Raw genomic sequence first — 15129 nt, forward strand, 5'->3', positions numbered from 1 at the left:
GCGCAGGACTGAATGTGCTTTTTTTCATTTCTTACGTTTTAAAATTAAACTTTACTGTCTACTTTCAAAACGTACTGTTTTTGGGGAAGCTTACAATTGACTCCAAAGACTCTTTCATTGTTAGACTTTTTACTGACGAATACAGAAACAATGACAAGGAAATTATTCAAATAAGTTGCGACAAGAACGACTGTTCGGCTAAACAAATTCTTTTCAAAGAAACTTTTGACGGCAAAAATTATGTTAGACTAAAGGCACGAGAGCAAGCACTGCAATTACGCTATGACTGGAAATCATTTTACGATACCCTCATAAATAATCATTTATTGACTTTACCCGACAATACTAATAACTCCGACTGTTTTAATGAAGCAAAGGATGGGACAATTTATTCAATTCAAGTAATAAATTATTCTGGACAAAGACATTATACTTATGTTAATCCGGAGTTCTATGACAGCTCTTGCATTTCGGGATTATATTTCAATAACATTGTCAGAATGTTTAAATCTCTTGAAAATAAGTGACAAGCACTGCACATAACATATAAGGCTTAAACGAAGCTTTTCCTTCTCCGCAATGTCTCTTTAGCAAAGCCATGAGCACAGGAAAGGAAATTGCGGCCTACGGAGTACAAAAGCCCATCTTTTCCGGTAACTTCAACCATGCCTGTACGTAAAGCCATAGCAGAAAAAGGCGGAACTTATTTTATAACCTTCACTTGCAGTAATTGGCTGCCTCTATTTAAAATCTGCAATGCTTACGATGCCGTGTACAATTGGTTGGTTGAACTTCCGGAACAATATGAACATAGCTCAGCCAAATATTACTATACAGGCAATCAAGGAACCTATCCTGTTACAAGCTTTATGGAGTTAAGGGATATTGATTTAACAGCATTACATACATGAAACCGCAATGTCCTTCCCTCCGCACACAAGCAAGGCGAAGAGACATTGCGGCAAAGAGAAAAATGTATTTCAAGCGCAGGAACAAACGCTTGTTAGCTATTTGTTAAGGTATGCTATAATAAATATTTTGCATAAACATACAGCAATAAAAAGAGACTGCCTGGTTTGGCAGTCTCTTTAATTTTTACCGGTTACCCATAAAAACATGGGTATTTTATTTTCACCTCGTCTGATCAGGTTCCTATCCTTTCTTTTTCGCCTTAAACACAAAATCGCCAAAGGAACCTGCAGACACTGTATGCACAAGCCGTACACTGAATTCCTGGTCGCAGGGCGCTACATAATTATCCGTTGAGCCATCAACTGTCTGGCAGGAAATGGCGCCATAGCCTATACCATAACCATCAGGGGAATATACCTGCTTGGCCACGGAGGTAACATTGTTGCCGGTATTAACTGTAACAATTATTGGTAACGCATCCGGGGCGCCGAGTTTAAAGGAAAACTGGTTTTCGCTAACCTTTTCAACCGTAATCACATCGCCGGGGGCGTAGTCGGCCCATTCGTCTGTTTCCACCACAAACTGGCCTTCATAAATATCCGGGTCATAAGCACAGATAGCGCCAAACCTTGCAAATGCAGAATAACCGGGCATGCCGTTAGGGCCGGAGCCCGTGCCTATGCCACCGGCAGGAAAAGCTTCGTATTTTTTGCCATTGGCATAAATATCAGCACTGAAATCATAGTTATCGCCTACCTGTATTTCACCAAAGAGATTTTGTATTTCTTCTGCGGTTACGGTATAGGTTGCCGGCAGGGTGGTAACGTCGGCTTTATATACTTTTATGTTTGTTCCGCCGGCATTCGTTTTCTTCACCACCACATCTATTTTTTCTGGTGGCTTAGCCCCTTCAAAATAAAGCGCTACTGCAAATTTCCCCTGGAAGGAGGATAAGTTGGTAAGATCAATTGACTGGCTGCCCGCAGGGTCAATTGTTGTGGTTATAGCAGGCACCGCATCTATATCATTTAAAACATCTTCCTTTATGGGGCCATCATCCTTGGAACATCCTGCAAAGGCTCCGGCAACAAGAAGTAATGCGGGCAAAATGGATTTATATATATTATTTATTTTCATATTTATGTTTTATAAATTAACTGCCTTTGTTAATTATTATGGTAACCAGAATACTTTAAAAGTGGAAGGCACTTTTTGCGCAGGAGCATTGCTGTTCAGTTCAATTTCCTGTGTGCTCCATGGCAGGGAAAGCGGGTAAGGCGTTCCGTTGGAAACATTAACCACGCTTCCGTCAGGAACATTAACGCTTGTAACCGTACCCTGCGGTGCAGGGGCAAAGAGCAGCGGGTAACCTGTTCTGCGGTAATCAGTGTAATTATCAACGGAATTCCCTATTCTCGACAGCCATTTCTGGGTCATAATATATTCTAACTTCCTTGCCGGGGTGCCATTATCAAAAGCATTGAGCACACTGGTTTTATAAACACTGGTGGCCTGTTGGGATACCAGTGTGGGCACAGGCTGGGAAGGCTTTACATAATTGGTTATTACATAATCCACCTGTGCAAAAGATGCATCCAAAGCTTTGCTGAAAGCATCACGCTCATTGCCCGGCGCCAGTCCCTCATGAATTAATTCAGCTTCAAGGTAAAGCCTGTCGGCATAAGTGAGCGCCCTTTGCGGGGCTGCGCCGGTGCCCGCATTAATGGAAGCATATTCTCCGGTCGTGGCAGTTGCATTGATAGATTCAGCAGCCCCGTCATCATACCGGCCTCCTACCGGGTAAATACCGAGCAGTGAATAACTATTGCTGTTAGCGCCGCCCACACAGGGCCCGTTTGAGCCGAAGATGAGTGAAACAAAACCTCCGTCCCGGTAATCAGTACAGTTTTCTGTACCATCACCCGGCCCTTTTTGGTTATAGATGTAATATGGCATGCGCGGGTCTTCAACGCCATAATAAAGCTTTGGGTTAAGCCCCTTCATTATTTCATACATCCAGGGGCTCGGAAGTTCACCGCCACGCTGGGCAGCGGCATATTCGCCATAACCGGGGTACCTGTCATCAGTAGAGCTGTAGGGGCCAAACGCAAATAAAAAACTTTCATCCTGGGAATTAATAAGGGAAGACGGGTCTGCCAGCAATGCGGTGACTTCTGATTTTACATTGGCAACAAGCCGCATTTGCGTATAAAGCTTAAGCTTGATGGTATTGGCAGCTTTTTTCCATTTGGTAACATTACCGCCATAAACAATATCATCAGAAGACGGCTTCACATTATCATCCGGCGCATTGATGTCTGAAATTCCTTCATCAAGCAACGTAAATAACTGCGGGTAAATATCAGCACTTTTATCAAATGCCGGCTGCGTTATTCCCGTTTTAAAATTATCAAACTCGCTGAAGGGAATATCTCCCCACACATCCACCATCATGCTGAATGTATATGCCTTTAATATTTTGGCAACACCGGCATAGGTGGTGCGGCCTGCTTCTGTGGCCTGCGAAATGATTACATCAAGGTTAGCAATAGAACCGTATAAACCGCCCCAGGGGCCGTCTGAAGAGCCGCCATCCATACCATAGCGGTTATAGCCGCCATATTGCATAAGCTGATGGGTATAAACGCCAAGGCCGTCGCCAAGGGTGCTGCCAATGGCAAACTGGCTTGCAATATTCACCTCTGCGGTTGTAAGCAGCGTAGCTTCCGGAACTACCGTGGGGTCATTCAGGTTCTGGTTAACATCTAAGTATTTCTTACAACCCAGCCACGGCATTACTGCTGAGACCATGAATATGGCTATAAAAATGTTTAAATATTTTTTCATCCTTGTCATAATTATAATGATTAGATTTTTTAGAATGCAACACTAAGATTAATGCCATACCGCTTGGGGGAAGGAGCGCCTGAAATATCAAACCCCTGCGTGGTACCTGTACCAAATGAACTTACTTCAGGATCATAATGCGTGTACTTCGGCACATTGGGCGCCACAAACCACAGGTTGCGGCCACTTACTGAAATATTAACGTTGGAAAGCTTAAGCCTGCTTATCAGTTTGGAAGGAAGATCGTAGCCCAGTGTAATTTCCCTCAGGTGGTACACGGTAGCGCCATATATATTAAACTCACCGGCAGAATTGGTGGCAAACGAAGTAACATTCGCAACCCCCGCCTGGAAATACAGGTCGTTGGTGGTGATTTTTGTTTGATTCTGCACAGGCTTCCCGTCAATCAGTAATGGAACAAAGTGGTTCTTCCCGTCATCCCCAAGCTGCTGCGTCATATTTGCATAATAACCATCAATAACGCGGTTGGTTTCCCTGTCTTTTGTATCAAGCGTTACACCGCGGCCAAGCATACTGTTGATGGCTTCCGAGTAAAAAGAGCCACCCACCGTCATATCAAACAAAACACCTAATGTAATGCCTTTAAAAGAGAAGTTATTCGTAATGCCAAGCTTGTATTTTGGGTTAGGATTGCCTAAATAAACATTGTTGGGGTCTTCAACCGCCCATCCTGTATTTGGGTCAACAAGCAGTTTGCCCTCGTAACGGGCGGCTGCGGTGCCCCTGAAGTAGCCGTAAGGAAAACCTGCTTCAAGATACTCGCCTGCAAAATCAGTATAACCGCCGATAGGGATTCTTTCGAGGCCTTCAACCAGCTCATTAATGGTATTTTTATTGTGCGTATAAGCACCGCGTATTTCCCACGAAAAATTCTTGGTTACCACAGGTTTCACATTAAGCCCTATTTCCCACCCGGTATTTTCTATTTCACCTATATTGGTATAGAAACTGGTATAGCCGGTGGTGGAAGGCACATCCACGCTGTAGATCAAATCAGTGGTTTTTTTATCGTACCAGGTTATCTCTGCCCCTATGCGGTTTTTAAATAGCTGGAAATCCATGCCCGCTTCCAGTTCATGCGTAAACTCAGGGGTGAGATCGGGATCATACGTGGTGCCTGACCTGGCCGCCCTGGGCTGGCCGAGAAAGGAAGTACTGTACAGGCCAAAAACATCCTGCCCGTTTTGAGGATTGGCATCATTGCCCACCTTGGCATAACCTATTCTTAATTTACCGTAATCTAACCAGTTGGATTGCAGGTTGAAGGCATCGGTCCATATAAATGACCCGGAAATGCCCGGGTAAATATACTGTGCGTTTTTATAAGGCAGTGTGGATGTAAGGTCAGCCCTTCCTGAAATATTCAGGTAAGCAAAATTCTTATACCCGATAGTGGCATCTCCAAAAAAACCAACCAGCCTTCTTTTATTCCTCGAATCAGAATTAAATGTTTTGGTATTGGTGTTGGTTAAATTGTATAATCCCGAAACAATGAAATCGGAACCATATACCTGCTGGTACCTTGAAGTCCGCTGGTTGAAATCATTCCCCAGCTTAATATCGAGTGTAAAATCATTGCTGATTTTAGGTGTAATCACCGCCACTATGGTTGACTGAAGTTCCTGGTTCCTGTAAACGGTTTCTGTAATATTACCAACAGCATTGTCTGTGGAACCGTAAGAGCTTTCATCCACGATTGCATCGCGGTAAAGTGTATAATTATTTATGCCGAATGTATAGTTAACTGTAAGGAAATTATTTACCCTGTAAGAAGCGCGGAAAGTTCCAACAGTGCGGTCATCGGTAGTGGTAATGGTATTGTGATAGGCTGCCCATACAGGGTTGGTATATTGACCCGAGTTGAAACCGATCTGGTTTCCGCTTTTATCCGTACTGGGAAAACCCGCAATATCCCAGTTCCTGGCCATGGTAAAGGTGCGGCCCCACTGGGTTAAAAAAGATTGAACCTGCCCGAAATAACCGCCTAACTGTTTTGAATGGGCATAGGATACATTGCCCCCCAGCGTTAAGTTGCCCAATTTGGTTTGGCCCCCTACCGCTACATTGTTTTTTGTATAGCTGGAATTCATAATATACCCGTTCTGGGTTATATTCGATAAGGTGGCATTAAAACTGGTATTCTCCGTTCCACCGTTAAAGTTCACGGAATTTTCTACCATGTGGCCGGTTTCAAAAAGGTCTTTTACATTATCGGGATAGGCTTTATAGGCAGCGCGGCCATTGGGAAATAATTCAGGATAAGCGGCATACATGGCGCCCCAGGTGGCTGCAGGTATGGAATCTATGCCGGAAGATGATGTGCCAATTACATTTCCGTTTCCATCATAAATAACACCCTGTCCGAACCTGGCGCCCCAGGAGCCGTTTGAACCCTGCTCTTTAAAATTGGCGCCCGCCCCGTAAATGTTTTGAAATTCTGGCAGCCTTCCTATTTTCTCAATACTGTAACTCCCCCTGTAACTAACGTTCAATGGTTTTGGGCCTTTTCCGGCTGAACCGGATTTAGTAGTGATCAGCACTACGCCGTTCGAAGCCCTTGAACCGTAAAGTGCAGCCGCAGCAGCGCCCTTTAAAACATTAATAGAGGCAATATCATTGGCATCGAGGTTGGCAAAGCCGGTACCGGAAGCGCCTCCCCCGGAAAATACACTGCCCGAACCAATTTCATCGTTACTGTAGGGCACCCCGTCCACTACAATTAAAGGCTGTGTATTGAGCCCAATGGAGGAAATACCCCTTATCTGGATACGTGTGGCCGCACCCGGGGCGCCCTGGCCTACCCGTATATCAACACCCGGCACCTTGCCCTGCAGGCTCTTCAGTACATCCGGTTCTGATTTTTGTACAATGGCATCCGGGTCAACTTTTGAAATGGCATACCCTACCGCCTTTTCAGACCTTTTAATACCTAAAGCCGTTACTACAACTTCATTAAGGTTCTGGCTGTTCCTGTTTACAACAATTGACGATAAATCGGCATCGCCCACCGTAATTTCGGTTTTATCTATGCCCACCGCAGTAATAACCAAAACGTCGCCGGTATTGGCCGTAATGGTAAAATCAGCATTTGCGTCAGCAGATACAGCCATCTTCGAACCTTTTATGTTAATGGTCGCAAATGGCACCGCCTCCCCATTCTGATCAACAACCTTTCCCCTTACGGTACGGGATTGTGAAAAGGCCGCTAATGAGCATGCTATCATCACAAAAAGCGTGAATAGAATTTTTCTCATTTTAGACAATTTTAAAATGTGCTGTGATTTATATAAGAATTAAAAAAAGCAGTTTTATTCTGAAATATTGGTCAGCTTCCGGCCTGGTTAATTATTAGTTATCGCCTTGATTTAGTTTTCTCCGTGCTATTGTAAAAATATCAGAAAATAAACAAACGGTTAAAAAAAATAAAAAGTTTGGTTAAATTTAAATAGACTGTACAGGGTTTTTAAAAGCTGCATATAAACAATAAATAAATTTTAAATCGTTAACCAATTGATTTATAATTCATTTTAAATGTAATAAATAGATAATTTACAAGCCTGCATTAAGATAACTATCACTTGTTAGTAAAATGTTAAAGATTTTATAATAAGTATAAATGGTCTTCATTTGCTTCACACCAGGCAAAACAACCTGTTTAAGCGCAGGCCGGCAGCCTAAAACGCTCCCCGTATCTGCGCCACTCATTTGCAGGGATGGCATTAAATATCACCGGTATTCCAACAACTTTGTACACGCCAACAGCAATAAATAAGGGCCGTTTCAACAATGCTGTAAGGCTGCTTTGGCAAGCAGGTAGGGATGGGGGGATCCGGATATAGCAAGCTGCTCCCTTCAGCTCTCCAACGTTACTATGACCGGAGCCCTTGCTGCCGGTGTGGCTTCCTTCATGTCTCCTCCATACTTCCTCCGTACTTCCTTGTACCCTCCTTCATGGCCGGGCCATTAACCACTGCCTTACTTTTTTTGGATAAAATCACAGCCGGGGTAATATTGGTGGCTGGTTCAATTAACCCTGTTACCAGTATCTGCCAATAACAATAGCTTGTTCAGGCAGTTATATTTCATTTACCGGCTGGCCGGAAGCGCCGGGCTTTTTGCCGGAACGAAAACAGCCGTCAGCCTCCCGGAAATGGCATTAATACCGCTCAAAAATGCTATCGGTGCCTGTCATCGTCAAACTGAGCCTTACTACCTTACACTTAAGTTTTAAACATTCAGGCGAGGGCATGCAAACAAAAAATTATACCGGTATTTTTTTACAGGTTATCCGCGGGTTGCTCATATTGTTATGGGCTTACGCAGCTATAAACAAACTGGCAGGGCATACCGTTTTTCATGCACAGTTGCAGCAGTTTCCCTGGCTGGCGCCCGCAGCGGCATTCCTGTCATGGGCAGTACCACTGACCGAAGTTGCAGTTGCACTGCTGTTATTCTTTCCTGCCACGGCCCCGTATGGCTTGTATGCATCAGGCACATTGCTCACTGTGTTTACACTCTACCTGCTGGCGATGGTAATATTAAAAACCAGCCTGCCCTGCAGTTGCGGCGGCGTTATCGCCAGGCTTTCCTGGCAGCAGCATATAGCCTTTAATGTATTTTTTATGGCACTGGTTATAGCAGGGATAAGGCTGCACAGGAAGCGGGATTTTAAATGAAATGACATGGCCCGGATACCGGGGCTTTCAGGCCCGGGTTTAAAAAAACATTATCCAAAGGAAATCATCGCTTTAAAATGTAAAACATGATGTTTTGCATGTTTTATGAGTTTTAGGGAGTCGGAAGTCCTCTCCTTTGGAGAACCTGTCCCGGTCATCCGGGAGGATTTAGGTGAGGTTTATCGCAAGCTTTAAACATATCGCTTATCCCGGGCTCACGTTAACTATAAAATCTTTATTGCAATAAACAGGAGCCGCCGAAAACCTGTGAACAGAGTAGGCAATTAATATTTCACAAAAATGCTCAATTATGAAAAAGTATTTAACAGGCATCACTGCAATGGTAATTGCCGTGATCTGCTTTGCCTTTACAACCCCCCGCCCGGCTGGGAATGCTGCGGACTATTACTGGTTCTCCTATAGCGGCGACAACAGTTCCGCACAGGAGCAGCAGTTAAGCCGTTATACACAGGTACCAATGAACCCGAACTGCAACAGTGCCAACATCCTTTGTGCCATCCGCACCACAAAAGACGGTTCCGGCAACCCGGTGCTCGACCTTGATGCCAGTGGCCATGTAACCACCGGCGCCCATATTCAGCAGGTTGAATTTAAGCCGTAAAACACAGGCAATACAATCACAAAAGGGCAGCTTATAACTGCCCTTTTTGTTACTGCTTAACCGCTCTCTTTGCTAACGCGGGTTTTGCGGCATACCCGATAATGCAATCACCTGCTGCGGTATCGGCAGCGCATAATGCAGATCGCCGGGAGGGAGGCTTACCACAGTACCGTTAAGCCTGCGGTAAATGGTTACCGCCGTTTGCGGCGAAAGGTTTAATCTTTTCAGGTCAGCCCACCGCAGGTCACGGAACAGCAGCTCTTTCCTTCTCTCGGAAAGAATGATCTTCAGTGCCTCATCCGCATTGCCTGCTGCAAAAGGTATAAAGCTGCCCTTCCTCCAGCGCTTCACCATTAATGTATTCAGGTCATCCATCGCATCGCCGGTTTTACCGGCCCTTGCTTCGCATTCCGCCCGTATAAGGTACATCTCGTCCACCGCAGGGCCGCAGAAATAATAACCGCTGTTATTATAATTACCTTTAAAGGAATGGCTGCCATCCGCATTGCTGGTGAAGTAAATATACCTGCGCAGGTCATCCTTGTCATAGCTGTTGTATAAAACAGTATCAATCTTTCCATAGTAAAGATTGGATGACTGTATCATGCCCAGCGCTGTCATTACCTCTTCATTAAACAGGGGCACCGGCGCATTAGACAGGCTGTCGAGCCCGTTATAATCCATCAGGCCGGCCTGCAATGCCAGCGCCCTCGAAGCATATACCAAAGCCGAATCGTATGCCTGCATGCTGAGAAAACACCTGGCCAGCATACCAAAGGCCGCCGCCCTGCAGGGCCGCATGGCATGCAGCGCATGCTCCGGCAATAGCATATATGCCTGCCGCAGGTCTTCCAGCACCTGCTCATAGCCCTGCTGCACACTTGCCCGCACGGAAGTTTCATTAAAATCACTGCTCAGCCTTAGCGGGATGCCCAAATCCTTATCCGCCGTTCCGGGATTATAAACAACCGCCCACCCCCACAGCACGGTTAAAAAGGAACACCCCCTGAAAAACAAAGCGCTGCCCTTCACATTATCGTAATCGCCGGTATTGCCGCCTGTTACCTTATCAATGTTTTCCAGCACCGTATTGGCATAATAAACAGCATCGTACGACCTCGACCAGTCGTTGGGAAAATCATTATAGGTAATATCATCATCCCATATATAAAGGCTTTTGCTGCTCTCCCGGTAAAAACTGTTATAGTCTTCATCGGTGAGATAATAGTTATCAGCGCTGCCTTCGCCCACAGCCGCCCTGTTATTGTTCATCACATCATTGTTATCCATCAACGCCTGCAGGTCAGCCGGGGAGGAAGGGATAACGAGTGACTTATCGGGCTTCTTATCAAGGTATTTGTTACACCCTGCCAGGATGATGCCCAGGCAGGTTATTGCTATATATAAATTTTTCATAGCGGTTTGTTTAAAAAGTGATTTTTATACCTCCCGCCAGGGAGAATGGAACAGGTAGCTGGTTGGGATAATAGCGGTCGGGATCAAGCCCCTCCTTGTTGGCCCGCCATAAAATACCGGCATTCAGCACGTTCAGGTACAGTTGTGCATTGCTGAACATCCGGTGTTTTTGCCCCGGTGCCATGTTATAAACAAGGTATATGTATTGCAGCCTTATATGGTCGCCCCGCACCACCAGCGCTTCTGAATTATTGTAAAACTGGTCCCTGAAGCTGCTGTAGGGATACACCAGCGAGGGCACGCTTGTATGCTTTTCATCCCCCGGCTGCTGCCAGCGCTTTTCAAAATCCCTGTTCATATAGCCGTAATTGTACAGTTGGCCATAGTCAACAGAAGCCTTCCGGAACCAATATCCCAGCTTATAGCTGATGCTGATGGTAAGCGACCACTGGCGGTAACTGAAACTATTGTTGAAATAACCAAAATGCACCGGCAGCCCGGAGCCTGTATAAACAAGGTCATCCGCCATGGTCTGCTGAAGCAGGGCGGCATAATCGGTTGAAGGCTTGCCGTCCAGCCATCCCCTCGGGTCGCCGGTTTGCGGGTCAAGCCCTGCCCATTTATAACTGGCCACAGCATATAATGGCTTGCCCGGCGCAGCCGATATAATATTGCCGTCACTCACATAGTCGGAGCCTAAAGCGCTTTCTCCCCTGTAATAACGGGTGGTTTTGGAGAGGTTATAACCGTAATACAGCGTCACCTGCCATGAAAGGGGCGCCTTCAATAGCGTGCTGTTCAGCGTGGCGTCCACCCCGTCTCCTTTCATGGCGGCTGTATTTTTTATAATGGCTTGCTGGCGCAGCCCGCTGGTATAATCCAGCGGCGCATAACCCAGCAGGTCGGTGCCGTGTTTATGATAATATTCAATGCTGCCTGCAAGCAGGTTATCCTTCATGGCAAAATCAACGCCCGCATTCAGCATACCGGTTTTTTCCCACCGGAGGCCCGGGTTGGCAAACTGCGAAATATTGGCAAAGCTGTAGTTGGTATAGGAAGCTCCCGGCACAATGCTCAGGGTGGTCACGGCGCTGCGCTGCTGGTCCACGTCACCCGTAAAACCATAGCTCGCCCGCAGCCGCAGCAGGGGCAGCCAGCCCGCCTGCCACCACGGCTCCCGGTTAAGCTGCCAGGCGCCGCCGGCGCTCCATAAAGGTGTTCCCCTGTTATTGGTAGCCGCACCAAACAGGTTGGACGCATCCTTGCGGGCGCTGGCAGAAATGGTATAACGGCTGCGGTAGCTGAGCGCCGCATTGATATAGCCCGACAGGAACCGGTCTGTATGGCTGCTTAAACCCGTACCGGGATTAATATAATCTGAATAACCGCTCACATACAGCGGGTAGCTGTTTACCACATCGGCCGGCGTATAGCTCAGGGTGGCGTCATCATAGCCATACAGCGTATAGCTGCCGGCGCCTGATGCCGTCTGGCGCACCTCCGCCCCGGCAAGCGCCGTAAGCTCCATATTGTTCCAGCGTTTATCTATATCCGCCTGCGCCCGCAGGGCATGGCCCTCCACGGCAGCATAGCTGTTTACGGCAATACCGCCCGGCGGCACGGCATAAAACAAAGAGCCGTCACTGCCTGCCTGCGTATAGCTGTTTACCATATTGCGGGCATAATAACTCTCCGCATCCTGCAGGGCCAGGCCGGTTGTATGCTGCTTTTCATACCGATAACTTATGCCGGCCTTAAGCCATGGCAGCAGCCTCAGTTGGGTATTTACATCCAGCAGCAGGTCTTCCACCCCGCTGGTGGTGGTATTATGCCGGTAATCGTCAAGCGGGTAATAATGCCAGTCTTTCAGCAGCCCGCCACCCGCCGTATCCACATACGGCAGCGGGTAATCTTTGGTGATGGCCAGTGGCCGGCCTTCATCATCGGCCAGCCTCGTATAAGGATAAAGCAGCCGCCCGGCGGTAGGTATAATATTATCCCATCCCGGTTTGCCACTGGTGGCTTTGGACCGGGTGTACATAAACCCTATATGCAGCGTCAGCGCCTTAAAGGGCTGCAGGTCATTCTGCCCGCTGAAGCTGTAACGGTTATAGCCCGCGGAAAGCGCATCCGCATTGGCATTATAACCGGCGGAAAGCAGGTACCTTGCCTTGTCGCCGCCTCCCGAAAGCGAGAGGGCATACTGCTGCTGCAGCGAGCTTTTATAGATATAACGGTCAAAATCCCGCCGCACATCATTATGCCCGAGCGTATCCAGGCGCGCTGCCGCCTGTGCAGGTGTAATAAGCCCGTCACGTTGTTGTATAAGCGTTTCCACCACCGGCGACAGCGCCGGCCTGAAAGGCGAACTTTCATAGTAACTGTAAAAATCATTGTCAAAAAGCATTTGCTCCACCTCAATATATCCCGCACTGTTCATGAAATCCTGCGCCTTATACACATCCGGCTTTGCCGTATAGGTAAGCGATGCATTCAGCTCAAGCCGCAAAGGCTGGTTGTAAGCGCCTTTTTTGGTGGTCATCACAATTACACCGTTACCGGCTTTGGCGCCCCAGATGGAGGCTGCCGCCGCATCTTTCAGCAGGGTGATGCTTTCTATATTGTTGGGATTGATGTTATTGATATCGCCCTCGTATGGAAAATTGTCGAGTATGATAAGCGGGGCGGAAGGGCCGTTGATACTGCTGATGCCACGCACATTCAGCCCGCTGCTGCTCTTCAGGCGGCCGTCAAACAGCAGGCCGGAAGCCGCCCCTTTCAGGCGGTCGGTGATGCCGGTGGTTACCTGCCTGCCCAGGGCGGCGCTGTCAATGGTTGCAAACGAACCCGTTGCCCGCTCTTTTGGTAAAAGCTGGTAGCCGGTGGAAACAGTTACCGTCTCCAGGCTGGCCCCGGCAGGAACAAGCCGTACCTGTATATCGGTATCCGCCTGCGAAAAAGCTGCCGTTGCGGTGGCATACCCCAGCGCTTTCACCGTTATCCTGCCCCCCTTATCACCGGCAGGGATGCTGGCAAAACCCGAAGTATCGGTAAGGCTGTAATAACTGCTGCCGGCCACATGCACTTCTGCGCCCGCTACCGGCTGGTTATTGGAGGCATCGGTTACTTTTACCGTTAGCTGCCCGGCATGGCTGCATACACACAGCAGCAGGCATAGCAGCAAGCCTGCTGCCTTATTTATATAGCTCATAGCTGTTTTTTATTGGTGTTTGGAATAAATACAAAAACCGGCAGTGGCCGCAGCGCGGCTTCCAGCCGGAAACCAAAAGGCGCCAGCGCCTCGTTTATCTCCTGCACACCTGCCGCCTGTTGTATTACCGGCAGGTTGAAGGAGGTGGCGGCCAGGGCTGAATCTTCCACAATAAGCGGCATGCCCGGCAGGCTGTTCAGGTGCGCCGTCCAGTCCTGCAGCCTTGCCTGCCGCCCCTGCTGCGCAGGGGCATGCCCACCCGCCGTTTGCCGGAGCACATAACAGGGCATTACAGTATCGCGGATGCACCCGCTGCCATTGAAAGCGCGGTCCAGGTCCTGCTTCATATATTGCTTAAGCATGGCCGGCGGTGTGCCCGCAGGCGCAGTCAGTTCATAACAATACTGCGCATCAAGAAAAGACAGGGATGGCTGCGGCAGCCTGCTGTTGCCAATAAAGGCCTGCAGGGCCACCCCATACAGGGTGACGGCGGAGAGGTTCACGGCAAACAGCCTTACCCGGTTATCAACGGTATTGATGCCGGTACTGTGGCCTATACCGCTCACGCCGCCGCCGAAACGGCTCTCCCACAGCATGGCTTTCTCCAGTTGTGGCTGCACTGCAAAAGGGGCCTCATAGTCAAACCCTTCAATATCCTGCTTCACCGGCAGGGAGGCCAGCCTGCCTGTTATAAAAGCTTCCACATTGGCCGCCGTTACAGCTTCCCCGGCAGTAATGGCCCGCACCCGCAGGGCGGTGTCTATCCACACCTCATGCGGCACCAGGCTGTGCGGGAACAGGCTTTCCAGTACCCTGTCCGCCGCCGTTACCGGCAGCCTGTTGCTTTTTGCCGTTTTATTGTTCCTGAAAAAAGCGCTTACGGCGGCAGGCGCTTCCCGCGCCACCAGTATCACCCGCAGGTCAGCCCCGTATTGCTGCTGCAGTTCGTTCAGGTGCGGCAGCGCGGCTATGCAGCCCCCGCAATAAATGGAAAAGAAATCAAGCAGCAGGTGTTGCTGCCCGCTGAGGTGCAGGGTTGTGCCGTCCAGGCTCTTAAGCTCCGTTAACGGCAGCCGGTCATTTACCGAAAGCGGTCGCTGCGCCCTTCCATACAGGCATAGCACCAGCAGCACCGCAAAAACTGTTGTTTTCATTGCAGTTAAAAATTTTAAAATGAAGTAATTTGTTTGGTTGCGATGCCATCGCTTATTGCAGGGTAGAATGGTATTTGCTATACCGCCTGCAACCTTTCCGTTAGCCTATTTCAATAAGGAGGGGAAGCAGCCGACGGTCAACGGTCCACAGTCAACCGTCCACAGTCCACCGTTCTCCGCTATGGACTATCGTCTGTCGACCATCGACCTTCCTCTCGGTCCACGGTCAACCGTCCACAGTCCACCGTCCATAGAACCAACGCCCGAAGC

At 48.2% G+C, this 15129-nt stretch carries 10 protein-coding genes; 4 read left to right on the forward strand and 6 right to left on the reverse strand.

What is annotated here, in order from left to right:
- A partial coding sequence (locus BM015_RS21715; protein WP_218148471.1) for a hypothetical protein occupies positions 1–527 on the forward strand: 527 nt, incomplete at its 5' end.
- 138 nt (positions 528–665) lie between these two features.
- Positions 666–911, forward strand: a complete 246-nt coding sequence (locus tag BM015_RS09450) for a hypothetical protein (protein ID WP_090657697.1) — start codon at positions 666–668, stop codon at positions 909–911.
- Positions 912–1152: 241 nt separating this feature from the next.
- On the opposite strand, the gene BM015_RS09455 is transcribed toward BM015_RS09450, so the two are convergent.
- From BM015_RS09455 to BM015_RS09465, 3 genes are read right to left on the reverse strand one after another with little or no spacing between them, the layout of a single operon-like run.
- Positions 1153–2049: a hypothetical protein gene (locus tag BM015_RS09455; protein ID WP_090657699.1), complete on the reverse strand. Its 897-nt coding sequence runs from the start codon at positions 2047–2049 to the stop codon at positions 1153–1155.
- A gap of 36 nt (positions 2050–2085) precedes the next feature.
- Positions 2086–3759 carry a SusD/RagB family nutrient-binding outer membrane lipoprotein gene (locus BM015_RS09460; RefSeq protein ID WP_090657700.1) on the reverse strand — a complete coding sequence of 558 codons (1674 nt, stop codon included), beginning with the start codon at positions 3757–3759 and terminating at the stop codon, positions 2086–2088.
- Between the two features lie 29 nt (positions 3760–3788).
- Positions 3789–7034 carry a SusC/RagA family TonB-linked outer membrane protein gene (locus BM015_RS09465; protein ID WP_090657702.1) on the reverse strand — a complete coding sequence of 1082 codons (3246 nt, stop codon included), beginning with the start codon at positions 7032–7034 and terminating at the stop codon, positions 3789–3791.
- Positions 7035–8027: 993 nt separating this feature from the next.
- On the opposite strand from BM015_RS09465, the gene BM015_RS09470 reads away from it, so the two are divergent.
- Complete coding sequence (locus BM015_RS09470; protein WP_177191861.1) at positions 8028–8456, forward strand: MauE/DoxX family redox-associated membrane protein; 429 nt, start codon at positions 8028–8030, stop codon at positions 8454–8456.
- Between the two features lie 310 nt (positions 8457–8766).
- Positions 8767–9078, forward strand: coding sequence for a hypothetical protein (locus BM015_RS09475; RefSeq protein ID WP_090657706.1), 312 nt, complete (start codon positions 8767–8769; stop codon positions 9076–9078).
- A 72-nt stretch (positions 9079–9150) separates the two neighbouring features.
- Here the strand turns inward: BM015_RS09475 and BM015_RS09480 are convergent, their stop codons facing one another.
- The 3 genes from BM015_RS09480 to BM015_RS09490 are packed head-to-tail and all read right to left on the reverse strand — an operon-like array spanning position 9151 to position 14859.
- Complete coding sequence (locus tag BM015_RS09480) at positions 9151–10494, reverse strand: RagB/SusD family nutrient uptake outer membrane protein (protein WP_090657708.1); 1344 nt, start codon at positions 10492–10494, stop codon at positions 9151–9153.
- A gap of 10 nt (positions 10495–10504) precedes the next feature.
- Positions 10505–13705 (reverse strand): SusC/RagA family TonB-linked outer membrane protein, encoded by a 3201-nt coding sequence (locus BM015_RS09485; RefSeq protein ID WP_090657710.1) that lies wholly within the window; start codon positions 13703–13705, stop codon positions 10505–10507.
- Positions 13702–14859, reverse strand: coding sequence for a TlpA family protein disulfide reductase (locus tag BM015_RS09490; RefSeq protein WP_090657712.1), 1158 nt, complete (start codon positions 14857–14859; stop codon positions 13702–13704). Before BM015_RS09490 ends, BM015_RS09485 begins: the two co-directional genes overlap by 4 nt.
- Between the last annotated feature and the right edge of the window lie 270 nt (positions 14860–15129).

The sequence above is a fragment of the Parafilimonas terrae genome, from assembly GCF_900115755.1.
In the GTDB taxonomy this organism is placed as follows: Bacteria; Bacteroidota; Bacteroidia; order Chitinophagales; family Chitinophagaceae; genus Parafilimonas; species Parafilimonas terrae.

What these genes read in the sequence shown, in the direction of transcription:
- BM015_RS09450 (WP_090657697.1), top strand. Translation starts at nt 666, where the DNA reads ATGCCTGTACGTAAAGCCATAGCAGAAAAAGGCGGAACTTATTTTATA.
- BM015_RS09455 (WP_090657699.1), bottom strand. Translation starts at nt 2,049, where the DNA reads ATGAAAATAAATAATATATATAAATCCATTTTGCCCGCATTACTTCTT.
- BM015_RS09460 (WP_090657700.1), bottom strand. Translation starts at nt 3,759, where the DNA reads ATGAAAAAATATTTAAACATTTTTATAGCCATATTCATGGTCTCAGCA.
- BM015_RS09465 (WP_090657702.1), bottom strand. Translation starts at nt 7,034, where the DNA reads ATGAGAAAAATTCTATTCACGCTTTTTGTGATGATAGCATGCTCATTA.
- BM015_RS09470 (WP_177191861.1), top strand. Translation starts at nt 8,028, where the DNA reads ATGCAAACAAAAAATTATACCGGTATTTTTTTACAGGTTATCCGCGGG.
- BM015_RS09475 (WP_090657706.1), top strand. Translation starts at nt 8,767, where the DNA reads ATGAAAAAGTATTTAACAGGCATCACTGCAATGGTAATTGCCGTGATC.
- BM015_RS09480 (WP_090657708.1), bottom strand. Translation starts at nt 10,494, where the DNA reads ATGAAAAATTTATATATAGCAATAACCTGCCTGGGCATCATCCTGGCA.
- BM015_RS09485 (WP_090657710.1), bottom strand. Translation starts at nt 13,705, where the DNA reads ATGAGCTATATAAATAAGGCAGCAGGCTTGCTGCTATGCCTGCTGCTG.
- BM015_RS09490 (WP_090657712.1), bottom strand. Translation starts at nt 14,859, where the DNA reads ATGAAAACAACAGTTTTTGCGGTGCTGCTGGTGCTATGCCTGTATGGA.